The 18313-nt window shown below is 61.6% G+C and carries 15 protein-coding genes; 9 read left to right on the forward strand and 6 right to left on the reverse strand.

The genetic code is table 11. The features are described 5' to 3' along the window. Positions 1-336: 336 nt before the first annotated feature. The 3 genes from trxB to FSO04_RS20910 all read left to right on the forward strand — a co-directional run bounded on the left by trxB (position 337) and on the right by FSO04_RS20910 (position 2892). Complete coding sequence (trxB, locus tag FSO04_RS20900; RefSeq protein ID WP_154562052.1) at positions 337-1335, forward strand: thioredoxin-disulfide reductase; 999 nt, start codon at positions 337-339, stop codon at positions 1333-1335. 164 nt (positions 1336-1499) lie between these two features. Beyond that, entirely contained in the window at positions 1500-2258 is a 759-nt protein-coding gene (locus FSO04_RS20905; RefSeq protein ID WP_154562054.1) for a Smr/MutS family protein, read from the forward strand. A 13-nt stretch (positions 2259-2271) separates the two neighbouring features. Next, positions 2272-2892 (forward strand): trimeric intracellular cation channel family protein, encoded by a 621-nt coding sequence (locus FSO04_RS20910; protein WP_168435769.1) that lies wholly within the window; start codon positions 2272-2274, stop codon positions 2890-2892. A gap of 72 nt (positions 2893-2964) precedes the next feature. On the opposite strand, the gene fliD is transcribed toward FSO04_RS20910, so the two are convergent. Next, the gene (gene fliD, locus FSO04_RS20915; protein ID WP_154562056.1) at positions 2965-4476 is read right to left on the reverse strand and encodes a flagellar filament capping protein FliD; all 1512 of its coding nucleotides are present in this window, start codon (positions 4474-4476) and stop codon (positions 2965-2967) included. A 356-nt stretch (positions 4477-4832) separates the two neighbouring features. On the opposite strand from fliD, the gene FSO04_RS20920 reads away from it, so the two are divergent. Next, positions 4833-5492 carry a glutathione S-transferase family protein gene (locus FSO04_RS20920; RefSeq protein WP_154562058.1) on the forward strand — a complete coding sequence of 220 codons (660 nt, stop codon included), beginning with the start codon at positions 4833-4835 and terminating at the stop codon, positions 5490-5492. Positions 5493-5604: 112 nt separating this feature from the next. Beyond that, complete coding sequence (locus FSO04_RS20925) at positions 5605-6522, forward strand: LysR family transcriptional regulator (protein ID WP_154562060.1); 918 nt, start codon at positions 5605-5607, stop codon at positions 6520-6522. Between the two features lie 137 nt (positions 6523-6659). Here the strand turns inward: FSO04_RS20925 and FSO04_RS20930 are convergent, their stop codons facing one another. From FSO04_RS20930 to FSO04_RS20945, 4 genes are all read right to left on the reverse strand, one after another. Further along, positions 6660-7775, reverse strand: coding sequence for an ABC transporter ATP-binding protein (locus tag FSO04_RS20930; protein ID WP_154562062.1), 1116 nt, complete (start codon positions 7773-7775; stop codon positions 6660-6662). 93 nt (positions 7776-7868) lie between these two features. Then, on the reverse strand, positions 7869-8726 hold the full coding sequence (locus tag FSO04_RS20935; RefSeq protein WP_093643967.1) for a carbohydrate ABC transporter permease: 858 nt from the start codon (positions 8724-8726) through the stop codon (positions 7869-7871). Beyond that, complete coding sequence (locus FSO04_RS20940; RefSeq protein ID WP_097391669.1) at positions 8716-9654, reverse strand: carbohydrate ABC transporter permease; 939 nt, start codon at positions 9652-9654, stop codon at positions 8716-8718. The genes FSO04_RS20935 and FSO04_RS20940 overlap by 11 nt, the downstream gene beginning before the upstream one ends. A 197-nt stretch (positions 9655-9851) precedes the next feature. After that, on the reverse strand, positions 9852-11099 hold the full coding sequence (locus FSO04_RS20945) for an ABC transporter substrate-binding protein (protein ID WP_154562064.1): 1248 nt from the start codon (positions 11097-11099) through the stop codon (positions 9852-9854). A 533-nt stretch (positions 11100-11632) separates the two neighbouring features. On the opposite strand from FSO04_RS20945, the gene zwf reads away from it, so the two are divergent. The 4 genes from zwf (at position 11633) to FSO04_RS20965 (ending at position 17557) form a co-directional block, all read left to right on the forward strand. Beyond that, positions 11633-13096: a glucose-6-phosphate dehydrogenase gene (gene zwf, locus FSO04_RS20950; RefSeq protein ID WP_154562066.1), complete on the forward strand. Its 1464-nt coding sequence runs from the start codon at positions 11633-11635 to the stop codon at positions 13094-13096. Between the two features lie 196 nt (positions 13097-13292). Then, positions 13293-14000 (forward strand): 6-phosphogluconolactonase, encoded by a 708-nt coding sequence (gene pgl, locus FSO04_RS20955; RefSeq protein WP_168435770.1) that lies wholly within the window; start codon positions 13293-13295, stop codon positions 13998-14000. Continuing rightward, positions 13978-15894: a bifunctional transcriptional regulator/glucokinase gene (locus tag FSO04_RS20960; protein ID WP_154562071.1), complete on the forward strand. Its 1917-nt coding sequence runs from the start codon at positions 13978-13980 to the stop codon at positions 15892-15894. Before pgl ends, FSO04_RS20960 begins: the two co-directional genes overlap by 23 nt. A gap of 736 nt (positions 15895-16630) precedes the next feature. Continuing rightward, positions 16631-17557, forward strand: a complete 927-nt coding sequence (locus tag FSO04_RS20965) for a bestrophin family protein (protein ID WP_154562073.1) — start codon at positions 16631-16633, stop codon at positions 17555-17557. Between the two features lie 11 nt (positions 17558-17568). On the opposite strand, the gene FSO04_RS20970 is transcribed toward FSO04_RS20965, so the two are convergent. Further along, positions 17569-18312, reverse strand: coding sequence for a lysozyme inhibitor LprI family protein (locus tag FSO04_RS20970; RefSeq protein ID WP_154562153.1), 744 nt, complete (start codon positions 18310-18312; stop codon positions 17569-17571). Between the last annotated feature and the right edge of the window lies 1 nt (position 18313).

An 18313-nucleotide genomic window follows, 5' to 3' on the forward strand; every position in this document is an offset into this window, starting at 1 on the left:
TGATCCTGTTGCTTGTGTGGCCGATTTGCCGCTGGAGTCGCGGCCCGAAGCGGCGCTTAAGGCGGCTCCAGACCCGGTCCCGGCTGCCGGATCCATCGATGCGGCCTATTGTAAACGCAGTGCCTCACGCGAGGCTGTAAATGACGGTAACTTAGCCGATCGACCACACGAAAGGCCGCCGAAGCCCGCAGCAACGCTATCGCCACGATCGGAAAGCTTCATGGAGCAGGCCGGCGTGCCGCCCTTTATAATGCCGCTCTGATACCCATCTATAGTTTCAGCTCAAGTCGCGCGGCCTCGCATGGGCGAGCCGGGCGCCGTAAAAGGATTTCGATCATGCCCGCTACTTCCACGAAACACGCCAAAGTTCTGATTCTCGGTTCCGGTCCCGCCGGCTACACGGCAGCGGTCTACGCGGCACGCGCCAACCTGTCGCCGGTACTCGTCACGGGTCTCGCCCAGGGCGGCCAACTGATGACCACGACCGACGTCGAAAACTGGCCGGCAGACGGCAACGGCGTGCAAGGCCCGGAGCTGATGCAGCGCTTCCTGGAGCACGCCGAGCGCTTCAACACCGAAATCATTTTCGACCACATCCACACGGCCAAGCTGGATGAGAAGCCGATCCGCCTGATTGGCGACTCGGGCGAATACACCTGCGACTCGCTGATCATCTCGACCGGCGCATCGGCGCAGTATCTCGGCCTGCCGTCTGAAGAATTGTTCATGGGCAAGGGCGTGTCGGCTTGCGCCACTTGCGACGGCTTCTTCTACAAACAACAACATGTGGCCGTGATCGGCGGCGGCAATACCGCAGTCGAGGAAGCCCTCTATCTTTCTGGCATCGCCAAGAAGGTGACGGTGATCCATCGCCGCGACAAGTTCCGCGCCGAACCGATCCTGATCGACCGTCTGCTGGCGAAAGAAAAGGAAGGCCTGGTCGAGATCAAGTGGAACAGCACGCTCGACGAAGTGACCGGCGACCAGTCCGGCGTGACCGGCCTGCGTATCAAGAACACGCAAACCGGCGACACCACGGACATCGCGCTGCAAGGCATCTTCGTCGCGATTGGCCACAAGCCGAACACGGACATTTTCGCAGGCCAGGTGGAGATGAAGAACGGCTACATCATCACCAAGGGCGGTCTGAACGGATTCGCAACGGCGACCAGCGTGCCGGGCGTGTTCGCGGCGGGCGACGTGCAGGATCACGTCTATCGTCAGGCGATCACCAGCGCAGGCACGGGCTGTATGGCCGCGCTCGACGCGCAGCGTTACCTGGAAACCATCGAAGAGATTGGTGAGCACGTGATGAGCGCCGAAGCCGACCGCTGATCTGCAACCTCATCTGTAACCATAAGCGCAACGGTAAAATGGCGGCTGGGCATGGCCCGGCCGCCTGCTTGATAGAAGGCCGCGGCTGAGAAGCCAGCGGCCTTTTTTGCATCCTGTTCGCGTCGGATTCGCGCGATCGATCTACTTTTCTGTGTATTAGCGATATGCCGAAGAATCAGCCCCATCCTAGCGAACCGAAGCGCGCGCGTGCCGTTGCCCAGCCCGCGCCCGAGGTATCCGCACCCGCCGTCAAACCGAAGATCGAGCCGGCCGCAGGTCTAGCCGGCCTCGGCGCGTTGCGCGATGCGTTAAAGGGCGACACGCAACGGCGTGAACGTGAGCGCGCGGCTGCAGCGGCGGCGCAACGCGAAGCGTCGGCGGACGCCGATCTGTTTCGCCGCGAAATCGGCGCAGTTGCGCCACTGGCGGTCCCGCCGCGCGCCAGCTTGCCGCGCAATCCTCCGTCGCCGCTGCCGGTGCAAACCAAACTCGACGAAGAAGCCGTGCTGCATGAAGCGATCTCCGACGAGTTCGATCCCGAGATCCTGCTCGAAACCGACGAAACGCTCTCCTATTGCCGTCCCGGCGTGAGCCAGGAAGTCGTCCGCAAACTGCGGCGCGGCGATTGGATCGTGCAGGCACAAATCGATCTGCACGGCATGCGTCGCGAGGAAGCGCGCGAGGCGCTGGCCGAGTTCATTCGTGAATCGGTGAAACGTGGCCTGCGGTGTTTGCGCGTGATTCACGGCAAAGGCCTCGGGTCGATCGGGAAAGAACCCGTATTGAAGGGCAAAGTGCGCGCGTGGCTCGTGCAGAAGTCTGAGGTGATCGCTTTCTGTCAGGCGCGTCCGCATGACGGCGGCGCGGGTGCAGTGGTCGTGCTGTTACAGCCGGGCGTATTGCCGGCTTCCCCCAAGTCCTGACGGAGTCCCGGTGATCCATCCGAGGCTGACGCTGGCGCTGACCATCATGGAAGCGCTGGCTATTTTCGCGTACGCGATCTCCGGTTTTATCGAAGCGAGGACCCGCCGGCTCGACGCCGTGGGCACCTTCCTCGTGGCTGTCGCGACGGCCTTCGGCGGCGGCACCTTGCGCGACGTGCTGCTGGAGCGGCGGCCCTTTTACTGGGTCGAGCATCAGACCTATCTCATCGCGATCTTCGTGATGTCGTTGTTTGCGCCAACGCTCCTGAAGATGACGTCGCGCCTGCTCTCCGAGCGGGTCCTGCTGGTGGCCGATGCGATCGGGCTGGGTTTGTTCAGCATTTCAGGCACGTCGATCGCGCACGACGCGCAGATGCCGTGGTTCACGTCGGTGATGATGGGTGTGTTGGCCGGCGTATTCGGCGGCGTGATTCGCGACGTGCTGTGCAACGAGGTGCCGCTGATTTTGCGTGATTCGCGGCCGTACGCGACATGCGCTTTTGTGGGGTGCTGGCTGTACGTGCTGCTGGACTATATGGACGTCGATACGGTTTATAGCGTGTTGATCGCTACCGCTTTTATCCTGCTCGCGAGGCTGGCGACGTTCAGGTTCAACGTCCGGCTGCCTCACTAAGCTTGTTTCATCAAACTGCCCTCATCAAAAGCGCGCCGCCCGGATTCAGGCGGCGCGCGCTTTAAAGCAGCCTTACTTGTTGGTCGCCAACGCCCCCGCACTCTTCGAGCCGCCAAACAGCGCCGTCAGGTACTGGGAGTTGTTGTTCATCGTCGCCATCAGCGTGTTGAGCGCGGTGAACTGATTCTGGTACTGCTTCGTCAACTGCGCGCTGTAATTGGCGAGCGTGGTCTGCTGCGTGGTGATGCTCTTCAGGTCGGCATTCAACGCCGTGCTGCGGGTGTCGATGATGCCGCCCGTCTTCACGAAGTCGGCAATGCTCTTGTTCAGCTTGACGCCGATGCCGTTGGTCGAGTTGAACAACGTGGCGACTTGCGCCGGGCTGCTGGTGAGCGACGTACTCAGCTTCTTGCTGTCGATGACCAGCGTGCCGTCCGCCGGATCGCCCTTCAGCGTAATGCCAATCGAAGCGAGCCCCACCGCTGACGACCCCGTGCCGACGCCCCCGCCAACGATCGACGCCAACGTATTCTTGATCGTCGTCAGCGTCGAATCGCCGAGCAGCGCGCCGCCGGTCTTCGACGACTTGTCGTACGAGGACAGCGAGTTGATGGTCGTGACGACAGTGTTGTAGAGATTGGCGAAGTTCGTGATGGCCGTGTTCTGCGCGGTCGTATCCGGCGCGATTGTCAGTGTCTGCGTGGTGCCGACCGCGGCGCTCGACAGATTCAGCGTGACGCCGGAAATTGCCGAGGTGACCGCGTTCGTGGAGCTGCTCGCCTCAATCCCGCCGATGGTGAACTGCGCGTCCTGAGCGGCTTCGCTTTGCTGCCAGGCCTTGCTGGTATCCGAAGATACGATCGTGGACGCCGCGCCGTTCGCACCCGGCGTGGAGGTTACGCCGAGGCTCGACAGGCCTGCGTCGTTCTGGACGCCGCTGGTGGACACGTTGATCGTGTTGGCCGCGCCGGTGGTGGTCGAGCGCAACACCAGGTGGGCGCCGCCCGTGCCGGTCACGATGGTGGCCGTGACGCCAGGATTGTTGCCCGCCTTGTTGATCGCATTGGCGATGCCGCTCAGCGTGTTGTTCGTGCTGTCGACCGTGACATCCATCGACTTGGCGCCGACCGCGATGGTCAACTTGCCGGTGCCCAACTTGGCGGTGGAATCGAACGCCGCTGATGACAGACTCTGCGACGCAGCGATCTGCTTGACGTCAATCGAATAGCTGCCGGCGACCGCGCCGGGACCCGCCTTGGGGTCCATGCCTTTGCCGCTCGCGGTGGCCCCGAAGGTCGACAGGGTGGTTCCGTCCGAGAGACTCTTGATCGCGGCCTGCAAGGCGTTCAACGCGGAACTCAGGGCGCCGTACGCGGACAAGGTCGTGGTATCACTCGTCTGTTTGGCCTTCAGCGCCGCCGTCTGGCCAGCCGTCTTCGCATTCACGAGGGCCGACACCAGCGACGCCACGTCCATCGTCGAGTTGCCGGTGGAGCCATTGATAATCGATTGCGCCGCTTGCTGCACCTGGTTCTGCGCGTTGGCAGTCGCGCTGTTCACAGACGTCGTGGTGATCGTTGACATGCAAAGGCTCCGTGCGTCGAGTTATTCGTTATTTATTGCGTGACGCCCCGGTGGTCTTTCTGATTACGGCGGCAAACCGGCTACGTCGCGGTCACGTCGATTTCTTACAATTTTTTCAAATGTTACACTATGTTTCTTGAAAGTTTGTGACGTTTTGTCGTAACAAATCGCCGCGCACAGGCTTTTTCTAGCGTCCGGTCTTTGCCGGATTCGGACCAACATTCGCCTTCCACTAAAATTTTCTGGGCTGTCGCAAGGTTGTCGATTCCCACCGCTGCCGTTCGTCGTCAGGTAAACGGCCCCTCCGGCCGTCAGCGCGCCACAGCGCTCCTCGCAAACCGCCCTAGGTGACCACGATGACCCTGAAGCTCTATGCCCACCCCTTCTCCTCCTACTGCCAGAAGGTGCTGACCGCGCTTTACGAAAACGGCACGCCGTTCGAACTGCGCCTGCTCGCGCACGACGACCCGCAGGTCATGGCTGAGTTCGCCGCGCTCTGGCCGATCAAGCGCTTTCCCGTGCTGGTCGACGGCAGCCGGACCGTGGTGGAGGCGAGCATCATCATCGAGTATCTCGGCCTGTATCACCCGGGTCCGGTGCCGCTTTTGCCGGCCGATGCCCGCACCGCGCTGGAAGTGCGCAGCATGGATCGCTTCTTCGACAACTACATCTCCACGCCTCAGCAAAAGATCGTGTACGACAGTCTGCGCGCCGAGCCGGAGCGTGATCCGCGCGCCGTGACCGAAGCCCGCGACATGCTCGACACCGCCTACGGTTGGCTCGACACGGTGATGGCCGGGCGCGAATGGGCGGCCGGCGATGTGTTCAGCCTCGCCGACTGCGGCGCCGCGCCGTTCCTCTTCTACGCCGACTGGACGCATCGCATCGGCCCGGCCTTTGAGCACGTGCTCGCCTACCGGAAGCGGCTGCTGGCCCGGCCATCGTTCGCACGCGCAGTCGACGAAGCACGCCCGTATCGCCCGCTGTTCCCACTTGGCGCGCCTGATCGGGATTGATCGTACGAACCCGGCACGGACCCGACATAACCACGCGAGCGCGCCAACACTATTTCCAAGCGATACACTTCACTTCGAAACCCACTTCCGCCCATCACTCATAAGGCAAAACATGGACCGTTTCGAAGCGATGGAGATATTTACGCGTGTGGTCGAGGCGAACAGCTTCACCAAAGTATCCGAGTCGCTCGACCTGCCCCGCGCCAAAGTCAGCCGGACCATTCAGGCTCTGGAAGAACACGTCGGCGTGCGGCTTCTGAACCGTTCGACGCGGCAGGTCAGCGTCACCGAAGACGGCGCGCTGTTCTACGACCGCTGCGTGCGCATCCTCGCCGAAGTCGCCGATGCCGAGTCGTCGCTGTCGAACAAGCGCGAACATCCGAGCGGCACGATTCGCGTCGATACGTCCGGCACGCTCGCCCGAGCGTTGCTGCTGCCCGCGCTCGACGACTTCTACCGGCAATACCCCGAGATCGACGTGCGGCTTGGGCTGGCGGATCGCAATATCGATCTGATTCAGGACGGGGTGGATTGCGTGATCCGCATGGGCACGCCGGAAGAGTCGAGTCTCGTCGCGCGGCGCATCGGCGAGGCGCGGATCGTGACCTGCGCGTCGCCCGCCTATCTGGAGCAATTCGGCACGCCGACCACACTCGAGGAGCTCAGCGAGCATCGCGCGGTCAACTACGTTTCCGCGCGCAGCGGCAAGACCTTTCCATTCGAGTACGAGGTGGACGGCGAGATCGTCAAGGTCACGTTGAAGAGCGTGCTCGCGGTGAATGACGGCAGCGTCTACATCAGCGCGAGCGCGCTCGGCCACGGCATCATCCAGCCGTCGCGCTTCATGGTCGCGGATCTGATTGCGCAAGGCGCGCTCAAGGAAATTCTCACGAACTACACGAGCCCCGGTACGCCGCTGTCGATCCTGTACGCACATCGCCGCAATCTGAGTTCACGGCTGCGCGCCTTCACCGAGTGGGTCACCGAGCTGGCGCGGAACAATCCGGATCTGCGCATCAAGGACGTTTGACGTCACGTCGCGGAGCGCCATGCTCCGAGCCCACTGCAACCCGATCCAAACAGCACCTGGCAAATGAAAAAAAGCCCCATGCGTCTCGCAACGCATGGGGCTTTCTTCAAAGCGGATCGCTCAGCGAATTACCCGCCTCAGGCAATCCGCTCTTCATTAGTCGGATCGAACAACACCGCCTTCGACGCATCGAACAACAGCGTCGTATTCGTCAACGGCTGCGGATTCGAGGCCGGGTGCACACGGCTCACAATGCGCTTGCCGTTAACCTGCGCGAACACCAGCGTGTCCGGTCCGGTCGGCTCGATCACGTCGACCTTCACTTCGATCGGCTGCAGATTTGCGTGGTCGCCATGCGCACCGCGTGCGTCGGTGATCCGCTCCGGGCGCAGGCCCAGAATCACTTCACGCCCCACGTGCGACTTCACCTTGGCTGAGTCGAACGGCAGGTTCAGCACGCCGCGCATGCCGCCCGTATCCAGTTCGATGCCCACGCCCGAACCCTGCTCCACCAGCTTGCCCTGGATGAAGTTCATCGGCGGCGCGCCGATAAAGCCAGCCACGAACAGATTCGCCGGCGAGTCGTAGATTTCCTGCGGTGCGCCGAACTGCTGGACGATGCCGTCTTTCATCACCGCGATGCGGTCGCCGAGCGTCATGGCTTCGATCTGATCGTGCGTCACGTAGACGATCGTCGTGCCGAGGCGTTGATGCAGCAGCTTGATTTCCGAGCGCATTTCGATGCGCAGCTTCGCGTCGAGGTTCGACAGCGGTTCGTCGAACAGGAACATCACCGGATCGCGTGCGAGCGCACGGCCCATGGCCACGCGCTGACGCTGACCACCGGAGAGCTGACCCGGCTTGCGGTCCAGCAGGTGTGTGATCTGCAGCGTGTTCGACACGCGGTCGACGATCTGCGCCTGCTCCTGCTTCGGCACCTTGCGGATGCCCAGGCCGAACGAGATGTTCTCGCGCACCGTCATGGACGGATACAGCGCGTACGACTGGAACACCATCGCGATGTCGCGATCTTTCGGCGAGAGGTTGTTCACCGTCTTGCCGTCGATCTGGATCTCGCCCTTGGTCACGGTTTCGAGGCCGGCGATCATGTTGAGCAGCGTCGACTTCCCGCAGCCCGAGCCGCCGACGAGAATCAGGAACTGGCCGTCTTCGATGTCGATGTTGACACCCTTCAGAACCGGCACCCCATTCGGGTAAGTTTTGTACACGTCACGGATGGAAAGGCTTGCCATGCTGTGAATCCTCTTGTCTCTGGTACTGCTTGAAAACTCTGGTCGGATGACGGCGGCGTTTCCCGGAAGAAGCGCCACCGCGATGCGTATGGTTTAGCCCTTGACTGCGCCCGCCGTCAGACCGCGCACGAAATAGCGGCCGGCGACGATATAGACGAGCAGCGTCGGCAAAGCGGCGATAATCGCGCCGGCCATGTCCACGTTGTATTCCTTCACGCCGGTCGAGGTGTTCACGAGGTTGTTCAGCGCCACCGTGATCGGCATCGAATCGACACCGGAGAACACAATCCCGAACAGGAAGTCATTCCAGATCTGCGTGAATTGCCAGATCAGGCACACCATGAAAATCGGCAGCGACACCGGCATCAGAATCTTCGTGAAGATCGTGAAGAAACCGGCACCGTCGATCCGCGCGGCCTTCACGAGTTCAGCCGGAATGCTCACGTAGAAGTTGCGGAAGAACATCGTGGTGAAGGCGATACCGTAAATCACGTGCACCACCACCAGACCGGTTATCGAATTCGACAGGCCGAGCAAGCCTTCGAAACGCGCCATCGGCAACAGGATCGCCTGGAACGGAATAAAACAGCCGACCAGGATCATCGTGAAGATCGGATCCGCGCCGCGGAAACGCCAGTGCGTGAGCACATAACCGTTGAACGCGCCGATGATCGACGAGATCAGCACGGCCGGAATCACCATGCGCACGGAGTTCATGAAGAACGGCTGCATGCCGTCGCAGCGCACACCCGTACACGCACCGCTCCATGCCTTGATCCAGGGGTCGATGGTCCAGTGCGTCGGCGGCGTGAGCAAATTACCGGTGCGCAGTTGGTCGACATCCTTGAACGACGTGGACAGCATCACGTACAGCGGGAACAGGAAATACAGGGCAAACAGAATCAAGGCCGCATAAATGACGGCACGGCTGATCGTCATCTTAGGCTGCATTGCGCGTGCTCCTCGATTCCAGATACATCAGCGGCACGAGCACGGCCACAACGGTGGCGAGCATCATCATCGACGATGCCGCGCCGACGCCCAGCTGCCCGCGATTGAACGAAAACGTGTACATGAAAATAGCCGGCAGCGATGAAGACGTACCCGGACCGCCCGCGGTCAGCGCGACGACCAGGTCAAAGGTCTTGATCGTGATGTGGCAGAGAATCAGCAGCACGGAGAAGAACACCGGACGCATGCTCGGAATCACGATCTTGCGATAGATGGTGGGCAAGCCCGCGCCGTCCATCTGCGCAGCCTTGAAGATTTCAGCATCTACACCACGCAGGCCCGCGAGGAACAGCGCCATCACGAAGCCGGTGGATTGCCACACCGCCGCGACCACGACGCAGAAAATCGCCTTGTCCGGGTCGCCGAGCCAACTGAACGAGAAGCTCGTCCAGCCCCAGTCGTGGAACACCTTCTCGAGGCCGACGCTCGGCGTCATGATCCATTGCCACGCCGTACCCGTCACGATGAACGAAAGCGCCATCGGGTACAGGAACACGGCGCGCAGCGCGCCTTCATTGCGGATCTGCTGATCGAGCAGGATCGCGAGGAACAGACCGAGGCCGATACAGATACCGATAAACGGGATGCCGAACCAGCCGAGGTTGGCAGCCGAAGTCCAGAACACATCGTTATCGAACAGTTCGCGATAACGGTCGAGACCGACAAATTCATAACGTGGCATCAGTCGCGAATTCGATAGCGACAGAAAGCCGGTAATGGCGATGAAGCCATACACGAAGATCAGGCTGATCACGACGCTGGGTGCGAGCACCAGCTTCGGAATCCAGCGATCGGCAAGGGCCGCCATCGGCGACGTGCGGCGGGTCACGGTGGCCGTTTTCCCGTTTCCGCTGATAGAAGCAGTCACTACTCGACTCCTGCTGAAACTGTACCGCCGGGGCGCTCACTCACGAAAGACGCGAGACCGGGACGGCATAGGTGTGACTCGATGAAACCAGGGGTGAAGTGTCTCGCCCTAAGTAACGCAACGGCTGCAAGCAATCCGAAGAACGCGCCCGGCACCCACGAGGGGAACCACCAGGCGCGCCACTTCGCTTACGTCACTTACTTGGTCTTCGCAGCCTTCGCGAGCGCGGCAACCGCGGTCTTCGAATCTTGCTGCGAGTTCATGAACTTCGTGACCACGTCCGAGATCGCGCCGGCTGCTGCATCCGGTTGCGCCATGCCGTGTGCCAGCGAAGGCACATAGCCGCCCGACTTGATCGCCACTTGTTCATCCGCGTACGACTTCTTCGCGCAGTCGTCGAACTTGGCCATCGACACGCCCAGACGAACCGGGATCGAACCCTTGTTCAGGCTGAACTGTTCCTGGAACTCCGGCGACATGATCGTCTTGGCCAGTGCCAATTGACCCGGCGTTGCAGTCTTCTGACCCTTCTGCTGGAAGAACACAAACGAGTCGACGTTGAACGTGTAAGCCTTTTCCGTGCCCGGAACCGCAGCGCAGATGTAGTCCGAGCCCGCCTTCTTGTCGGCGTTGGCGAACTCGCCCTTGGCCCAGTCGCCCATGAACTGCATGCCGGCCTTGCCGTTGATGACCATCGCCGTTGCCAGGTTCCAGTCACGGCCCGTGCGGCCCGCGTCGAAGTAACCCTGGATCTTGCGGACCGTGTCGAACACGCCGACCATCTGGTCCGACGTCAACGTCTTCTCGTCGAGATCAACCAGCGCCTTCTTGTAGAAGCCTGCGCCTTGCGACAGCACCACGTCTTCCCACAGCGTCAGGTCTTGCCACGGCTGACCGCCCATCGCGATCGGCTGGATGCCCGCGGCCTTCATCTTGTCGGCCACCGCGAAGAACTCAGGCCACGTGGTCGGCACCTTGCCGCCTGCCTTGTCCAGCGCTGCCTTGTTGATGTACAGCCAGTTCACGCGGTGCACCGAGAACGGTGCTCCCACGTAGTGACCGTCCGCGTGCATGATCTTGTCGATTTCCGGCGGCAGGTTCTTCTTCCAGTCGGCTGCGGCCGAGTCGATCGGCACCAGCACGCCTTGCGAAGCCCAGTCCTGGATCAGCGGACCCTTGATCTGCGCAGCGCTCGGCGCGTTGCCCGAGATCACCGGCGTCTTCAGTGCCGTCATGGCAGCCGCACCCGCGCCGCCAGCAACCGCGAAGTCCTTCCACGTGTAACCCTGCTTCGTCATGTCGTCCTTGAGGACGCCGACGGCTTTCGATTCGCCGCCCGAAGTCCACCAGTGCAACACTTCGATCGACTCGGCAGCTTGCACAGCCGAGACGCCACACATCAGACCTGCGGCGCACAAAGCGCCCATGATCGCGCGAAATTTCATTGCTTATCTCCTCCAGACACCTGAACAAAAAACAAATGGCCCCTGATGTCGCCAGGGTGCTGTGGTTGGTTCAAACAGGCAAAACACTGGGCGATCGAGCACGGTCGGGCGCATGCGTTAAGGCATGTGCCGGCGGACCGATATCCGGCCGCTGGAAGCTCAAGAGATGAGTGGTTCGGGATGCAACTGACTGTCTCCTCTTTTGATTTTTGCCTGCCCGCGTCGTGCGCGGCAGACTCGAGGTGCCTTGCACGTTAACCCTGACGCCAGGTTAGCTTTCCGGCCTTCCGTAAGGGCTGCCGGGGGCATGCTGGCACGTGCTCGCACGCAATGTCCGTTAACATGAAGGGGACGCCTGCCGATTCGGGAAAACGCGCATCTAGCCTCACAGCGCACGCTTTTTTCATCGAATTAGCGCTACCTCTTGATTTGGATTGTAGTTAAACTACAATTCAGTGTCAAAAAATATTTTATCGGACTACGGTCGCCCTTTTTCGGTCCCCACGGCGACCCCAGGATATCGACGGAGACACATGCAAACCGATTCAAGCTTCACCTTCGTTCTCTTCGGCGGAACCGGCGATCTGGCCATGCGAAAGATCCTGCCGGCACTGTTTGAAGCGCACCGTGCAGGCGGCATGCTGGCCGACAGTGGCAAGATCGTCGCGGTAGCACGGCATGTGGCTGATCGTGCTGCCTACATTGACTGGGTCAATGAGCACGTCAAACCGCACGTGTCGAAGAACGGTGTGGATGAAACAGCATGGGCGAGCTTCCTCGACCGTATCGAGTTCGTGAAGATCGATCTCGGCAACCCCGAAGACTTCACGCTGCTGCGCGACGCCTTGAGCGGCCGCCCCGGCATCCGGGTGTTCTATCTGGCCACGGGTCCGTCGCTGTTCGTGCCGATCTGCCGCGCGCTCGCGTCGGTGGGGCTCAACGAAAATTCGCGCATCGTGCTGGAAAAGCCGCTCGGCTACGACCTCAAGTCGTCCAACGCAATTAATGATGCAGTCGGCGAAATCTTCGCTGAAGAACAGATCTACCGGATCGACCACTACCTCGGTAAGGAGCCGGTGCAGAACCTGCTCGCGCTGCGCTTCGGCAATGTGCTGTTCGAACCGTTGTGGCGCCGCGAATGGGTAGAAAGCATTCAGATCACGATCGCGGAAGAACTCGGCGTGGAAGCGCGCGGCGACTTCTACGACAACACCGGCGCCTTGCGCGACATGGTGCAGAACCATTTGCTGCAACTGCTTTCCATCGTCGCGATGGAACCGCCGCATTCAATGGATTCCGACTCGGTCCGTGACGAAAAGCTGCGCGTGCTGCGCGCGTTGAAGCCGATCGATCCGCGCGATATCGGCAAGGTCGCCGTGCGCGGCCAGTATCATGCGGGCGTGATCCGCGGCAGCGCGGTGCCGGCGTATGCCACCGAGCCTGGCGTGAAGACGGACAGCACCACCGAAACCTTCGTTGCGGTGAAGGTGGAAATCGAAAACTGGCGCTGGGCCGGTGTGCCGTTTTTCCTGCGCACGGGCAAGCGTCTCGCGGATCGCGTCGCTGAGATCGTGGTGAATTTCCGTGCGGTGCCGCATTCGGCATTGGGCGCGTCCGCGTTGCGTGGCGGTGCGAACCGTCTCGTGATCCGTTTGCAGCCGAACGAAACCATTCGCCTCTACTGTCTCGCGAAGCAGCCCGGCGAAGGCATGAACCTCGCCAGCGTCCACCTCGACCTCGCGTTCGACCGCTTCTTCCGCGAAGGGCAAATGGAGGCGTATCAACGTCTGCTGCTCGATGTCATCAACGGCCGCCTCGCGCTGTTCGTGCGGCGCGACGAGCAGGAAGCGGCATGGCGTTGGGTCGAACCGATCCTCAACGAATGGGCTGCTGCCAACAAGCCGCCCAAGCCGTATGCAGCAGGCACGTGGGGGCCGGCAGCGGCGAGCGCGATGTTGGCGCAGCACGGCACCTGCTGGCTCGAAGAAGAGAATTGAATCAACTGAATTACGGCGTCGTACCATGCGCGATCCCGATCGAAGCACGGCACGGCGCCTGCAAGACCCACCGACGAACTGAACGGAATGGCGCCGGTATCACGAAGGCGCCTGCAAGTCATCCCACTTGCAGGCATCGCGTGAGAGCAGCATGGCACGTTCCGCAGATCTAACAAGAAAGCAGCACGGAGGAGAAGTGATCGAGCTTCACGCTTTCGACGATCAACGCGCCCAATCCGACGCGTTGGCGAAGGCGGTTGGCGACGCGTTACATGCGTCGCTCGCCGCACAGACGGCTACGTCAACCAACGACGCGCGCCCGGCAATGCTTGCAGTGTCCGGCGGCAGCAGCCCGCGTCCGTTTCTGCAGACGTTGTCCACGCAATCCTTCGACTGGGCGCGCATTGCCGTGACGCTGGTCGACGACCGCTGGGTACCGGACACGGACAGCGCGAGCAATTCGCAACTCGTGCACGACACGCTGTTGCAGAACGCCGCAAAAAATGCTGCTTTCTGGCCGCTGGTCGATGCCACGCAAGACCTCAACGCGCACGTTGCCGCGCTGAACGCCGACCCGCGCTTTAGCGCCGTGCCGGACGTCGCGATTCTCGGCATGGGCGAAGACGGCCACACCGCGTCGATTTTCGCGGATGCGCCCGAATGGGACTACGCGATCGCCACCCCCGAGCGCTTCGTTGCCTTGCATCCCGGCAGCGCACCGCATGCGCGCGTGAGCTGGTCGCTCTCTGCACTGAAAGAAGTGAAGCACCTGTTTTTGCTGATCGCAGGACCGCGCAAGATGGACGTGCTGAATGCCGCCGCCGCTTCGCTACAAAAAAATGCCATCTCGCAGTTGGCAAACGACAAGGGAGTGAGACTCGATGTCTACTGGTGTGCAAACTAAGGCTGTTCCGGGCGCGGGCCAGCACGCCGATGGACCGAGGCTGCTCGCCGACATCGGCGGCACCAATGCGCGTTTCGCGCTCGAATACAGCCCGGGCGAAATCGGCTCGGTGCAGGTCTATCCGTGCGCGGACTATCCGGGCGTTGCCGAAGTCATCAAGAAGTATCTGAAGGACACCAAGATCGGCCGCGTGAATCACGCGGCGATTGCGATTGCGAACCCGGTCGACGGCGATCAGGTCAGCATGACCAATCACGACTGGAGCTTTTCGATCGAAGCCACGCGCCGCGCGCTCGGCTTCGACACGTTGCTGGTGGTGAACGACTTTACCGCACTGGCCATGGCGCTGCCCGGCCTGACCGACGCGCAGCGCGTGCAGGTGGGCGGCGGCTCGCGCCGTCCGAACAGCGTGATCGGCCTGCTCGGCCCGGGCACCGGCATGGGCGTGTCCGGCCTGATTCCCGCCGACGACCGCTGGATCGCGCTCGGCAGCGAAGGCGGTCACGCCACCTTCGCGCCGGCCGACGAACGTGAAGACATCGTGCTGCAATACGCGCGCAAGAAGTGGTCGCACGTCTCGTTCGAACGCGTGGCCGCGGGCCCCGGCATCGAAGTGATTTACCGTGCGCTGGCGGGCCGCGACAAGAAGCGTGTGGCGGCCAACGTCGACACGGTCGAGATCGTCAAACGCGCGCTGGACGGCGAGCCGCTCGCGGCCGAATCCGTCGACGTGTTCTGTGGAATTCTTGGCACCTTCGCCGGCAATATTGCGGTGACGCTCGGCGCATTGGGCGGCATCTACATTGGCGGCGGCGTCGTGCCGCGGCTCGGCGAGTTCTTCTCGCGTTCGTCGTTTCGCAAACGGTTCGAGGCGAAGGGCCGCTTCGAGGCGTATTTGCAGAACGTGCCGACCTACGTGATTACCGCTGAATACCCGGCGTTTCTGGGTGTGTCGGCGATTCTCGCAGAGCAGTTGTCGAACCGCGCGGGCGGCAGTTCATCGGCCGTGTTCGAGCGGATTCGCCAGATGCGCGACGCGTTGACGCCGGCCGAGCGCCGCGTGGCCGATCTCGCGTTGAATCATCCGCGTTCGATCATCAACGATCCGATCGTGGACATCGCGCGCAAGGCCGACGTGAGCCAGCCGACGGTGATCCGTTTTTGCCGCTCGCTCGGCTGCCAGGGTTTGTCGGATTTCAAGCTGAAGCTGGCGACGGGTTTGACCGGCACGATTCCGGTGAGTCATAGCCAGGTGCATCTGGGCGATACCGCGACGGACTTCGGCGCGAAGGTGCTGGACAACACCGTGTCGGCGATTTTGCAGTTGCGCGAGCATTTGAATTTCGACCAGGTCGAGCGGGCCATTGATCTGTTGAACGGCGCGCGGCGGATCGAGTTTTATGGGCTCGGCAATTCGAATATCGTCGCGCAGGACGCGCATTACAAGTTCTTCCGGTTTGGTATTCCGACGATTGCCTACGGCGATCTGTATATGCAGGCGGCGTCTGCTGCGTTGCTGGGCAAGGGTGATGTGATTGTGGCCGTGTCCAAGTCGGGACGTGCGCCTGAGTTATTGCGTGTGCTGGATGTCGCCATGCAGGCGGGGGCGAAGGTGATTGCCATTACGTCCAGCAACACGGCGCTGGCCAAGCGGGCTACTGTTGCTTTGGAGACCGATCACATTGAGATTCGCGAGTCGCAGTTGTCGATGATTTCGCGGATTCTGCATCTCGTCATGATTGATATTCTTGCCGTTGGTGTGGCGATTCGGCGCGCTGTGCCTAGCGCGGATGTGGCTGAGACGGTCGCTAAGGCGCGACAGGGCGCGGATGATGATGCTACTGCTGTGCTCGATTGGTTAAGTCATGGGGCGGCTTCTTCGCCGCGGGATTAAGGGTTGTTTTTTGGCCTTCGCGGCGCTTTTGTCCGTGTTCCTGGGGCGTTGGCCTTTCCTTGAATTGTTAGTGGTCTATTAGCGTTGCCCCTGTGCGGGGCGGCACCTACTTCTCTTTGCCGGCTGCAAAGAAAAGTAGGCAAAAGAAAGCGGCTCAAACCACTCCTGCTAAGTGGGCACCGTGGTCTGCTACGGGTAGTGGTGCATCTGGAATCTGTGTTCGTGCACGTGCATACGCCAGTGACAAGGGCGTCATACTTCCGGCGGCGCTGCGCGCGCCGAAGCGTACTTCATAAAACCACCCGCTACGTTTTGACGCTCGCGCCTCGCCGAGGCGAAGCCGACGGCCCCCCACTGACCTCAACCGAAGCCCGTGGTTTCCCCTGCAGACCCGTCCGCGACGCACGCAGTGCGGAGTGGGAGCTGATGAGTCCTTTGTCACAAGCGCTGAACGCGCGAGAACACGGATTCCAGATGCACCACTACCCTATGCAAACCACGGTGCCCACTTAGCAGGAGTGGTTTGAGCCGCTTTCTTTGCTTATCTTTCTTTGCGGCGGCAAAGAAAGTAAGTGCCGCCCCGCACAGGGGCAACGCTAATAGACCACTAACAATTCAAGGAAAGGCCAAAGCCCTAAGAACACGGACAATGCCGCCGCCAAAGGCAAAAAAAACCATGGTCCAACACCTTTAGCGATAATAGAACCCCACCCGCCGAAGGCAAAAACCCGCTGCGATGATCATCCGCCCCCACCTCCATTGGTTCCGCATGCTGCTTGCCTGGAGAGGCTCCGTCCTCCCGCAACTGCTGCCGAGGCTATTCCTCATTTTCTGCATCGCGATCGTCGCGGTAGCCGCCCACGACCACCTGCTGCCGGTCTCGCTCAATCTCAATACCACCGCCCCATTTTCCCTGATAGGCATAGCGTTGGCGGTCTTTCTAGGCTTCCGGAACAATGCCAGCTACGACCGCTGGTGGGAAGCCCGCAAGCTCTGGGGCCAGTTGCTGAACGAGTCCCGCTCGCTCACCCGCCAGGCCCTCACGCTGCAAAATAAACAGTTGCCGAAGGAAGACATCAAGGAGTTCGTCGCCGCCCTGAGCGCCCTCCCCCATGCCCTGCGTCACCAGCTCCGCAATAGCGACCCGCGTGAAGATCTCGCAGCACGCCTGCCCAAAGCGCTTTTCGACCGCGTCATAGCGTCGCGCTACAAACCGGCAACACTCCTGCTGTTTCTCGGCGAATGGGTGCAGCGCCACGCACAAGCAGGCGCGATCGATCCGATGGCGGTGCTCGCCTTCGATCGAAACCTAAATGGTCTGTCGGATGTGATCGGCGGTTGCGAGCGCATCGTGTCGACGCCGCTGGCCTTCGCTTACTCAGTGATGATTCACCGCACGGTGTATTTCTTCTGCGCGTCCTTGCCGTTCGGACTGGTCGACAGCATCGGCATCTTCACGCCGGTCTTCGCAGTGTTCGTCGCGTACACCTTCATGGCGCACGAAGCAATCGCCTCGCAGATCGAAGAGCCCTTCGGTACCGACGACAACGACCTCGCGCTCGAAACAATGTCGCTCGGTATCGAAGACGCCATGCGCGACCTGCTAGGGGAGCCGGCACTTGCGCGGCCCTCGTCGCAAGCCGAAGCCTACCTGGTCACGTAAGCCGCGAACACTCAGTCGTTGCCGACCGTCTCCGACAAGCGCTTGAGCGTCGCCACCCGCGCACCGATGATATCGATACGGCTGCCTTCGTCGATCACCGGCGTGGCGGCGTTGAGATACACGCTCCAGGCCTTTTGGGCGCGCGCGAGCGTCGGACGCGAGCGCGCCGGCATCTTCGATTGCAAGCGGCGGTAATAGCGGTTCAGATCGAACATCGCGTGTTCGCATTGCGCGTCCGCGGTACAGGCGCGCGGAGGGCGCGGTGGGTCCCCGCCGCCGGCGCTGGTCCTGGCCAAGGCACTGCGCAGCGCAAGCGCGCGGTCACGCACCGGCTGTAATTGCATATCGGCTTCGGCCAGCACATACATCGAGCCATGCGTCGTCGCGAACACGGCCGCCAGCAACTGCTTCTCGACATCGCGCGAGGCCAGCCAGCTTGCCTGGCTCTTTTCCCATGGTTTGCGTTGCGCCGGCGGCAACTTCGCCTGAAGCTGCTGCCACGCGCCGTCCAACGCGGCCTTCCAGCCGATCCGCGCGGTGTCCATGCACTGCACCTGCCCCGCCGTCGACGACATGTCACTGCGCGCAAGACAGGTGCGCATCGACGCGTCGATCGGGTCGGCAGCGGCGACTTCGGCATGCGCCTGAAGCGGCACAATGCCGAGTGCAGCCACCGACAGCGCCGACGTCAGGGCCAACGCGCCAAACGCGCGCCGCCTGCCATCAGCGCCCAGCAGGGACTTCACCACCCACATC

This window comes from Paraburkholderia madseniana (assembly GCF_009690905.1).
Taxonomy (GTDB): domain Bacteria; phylum Pseudomonadota; class Gammaproteobacteria; order Burkholderiales; family Burkholderiaceae; genus Paraburkholderia; species Paraburkholderia madseniana.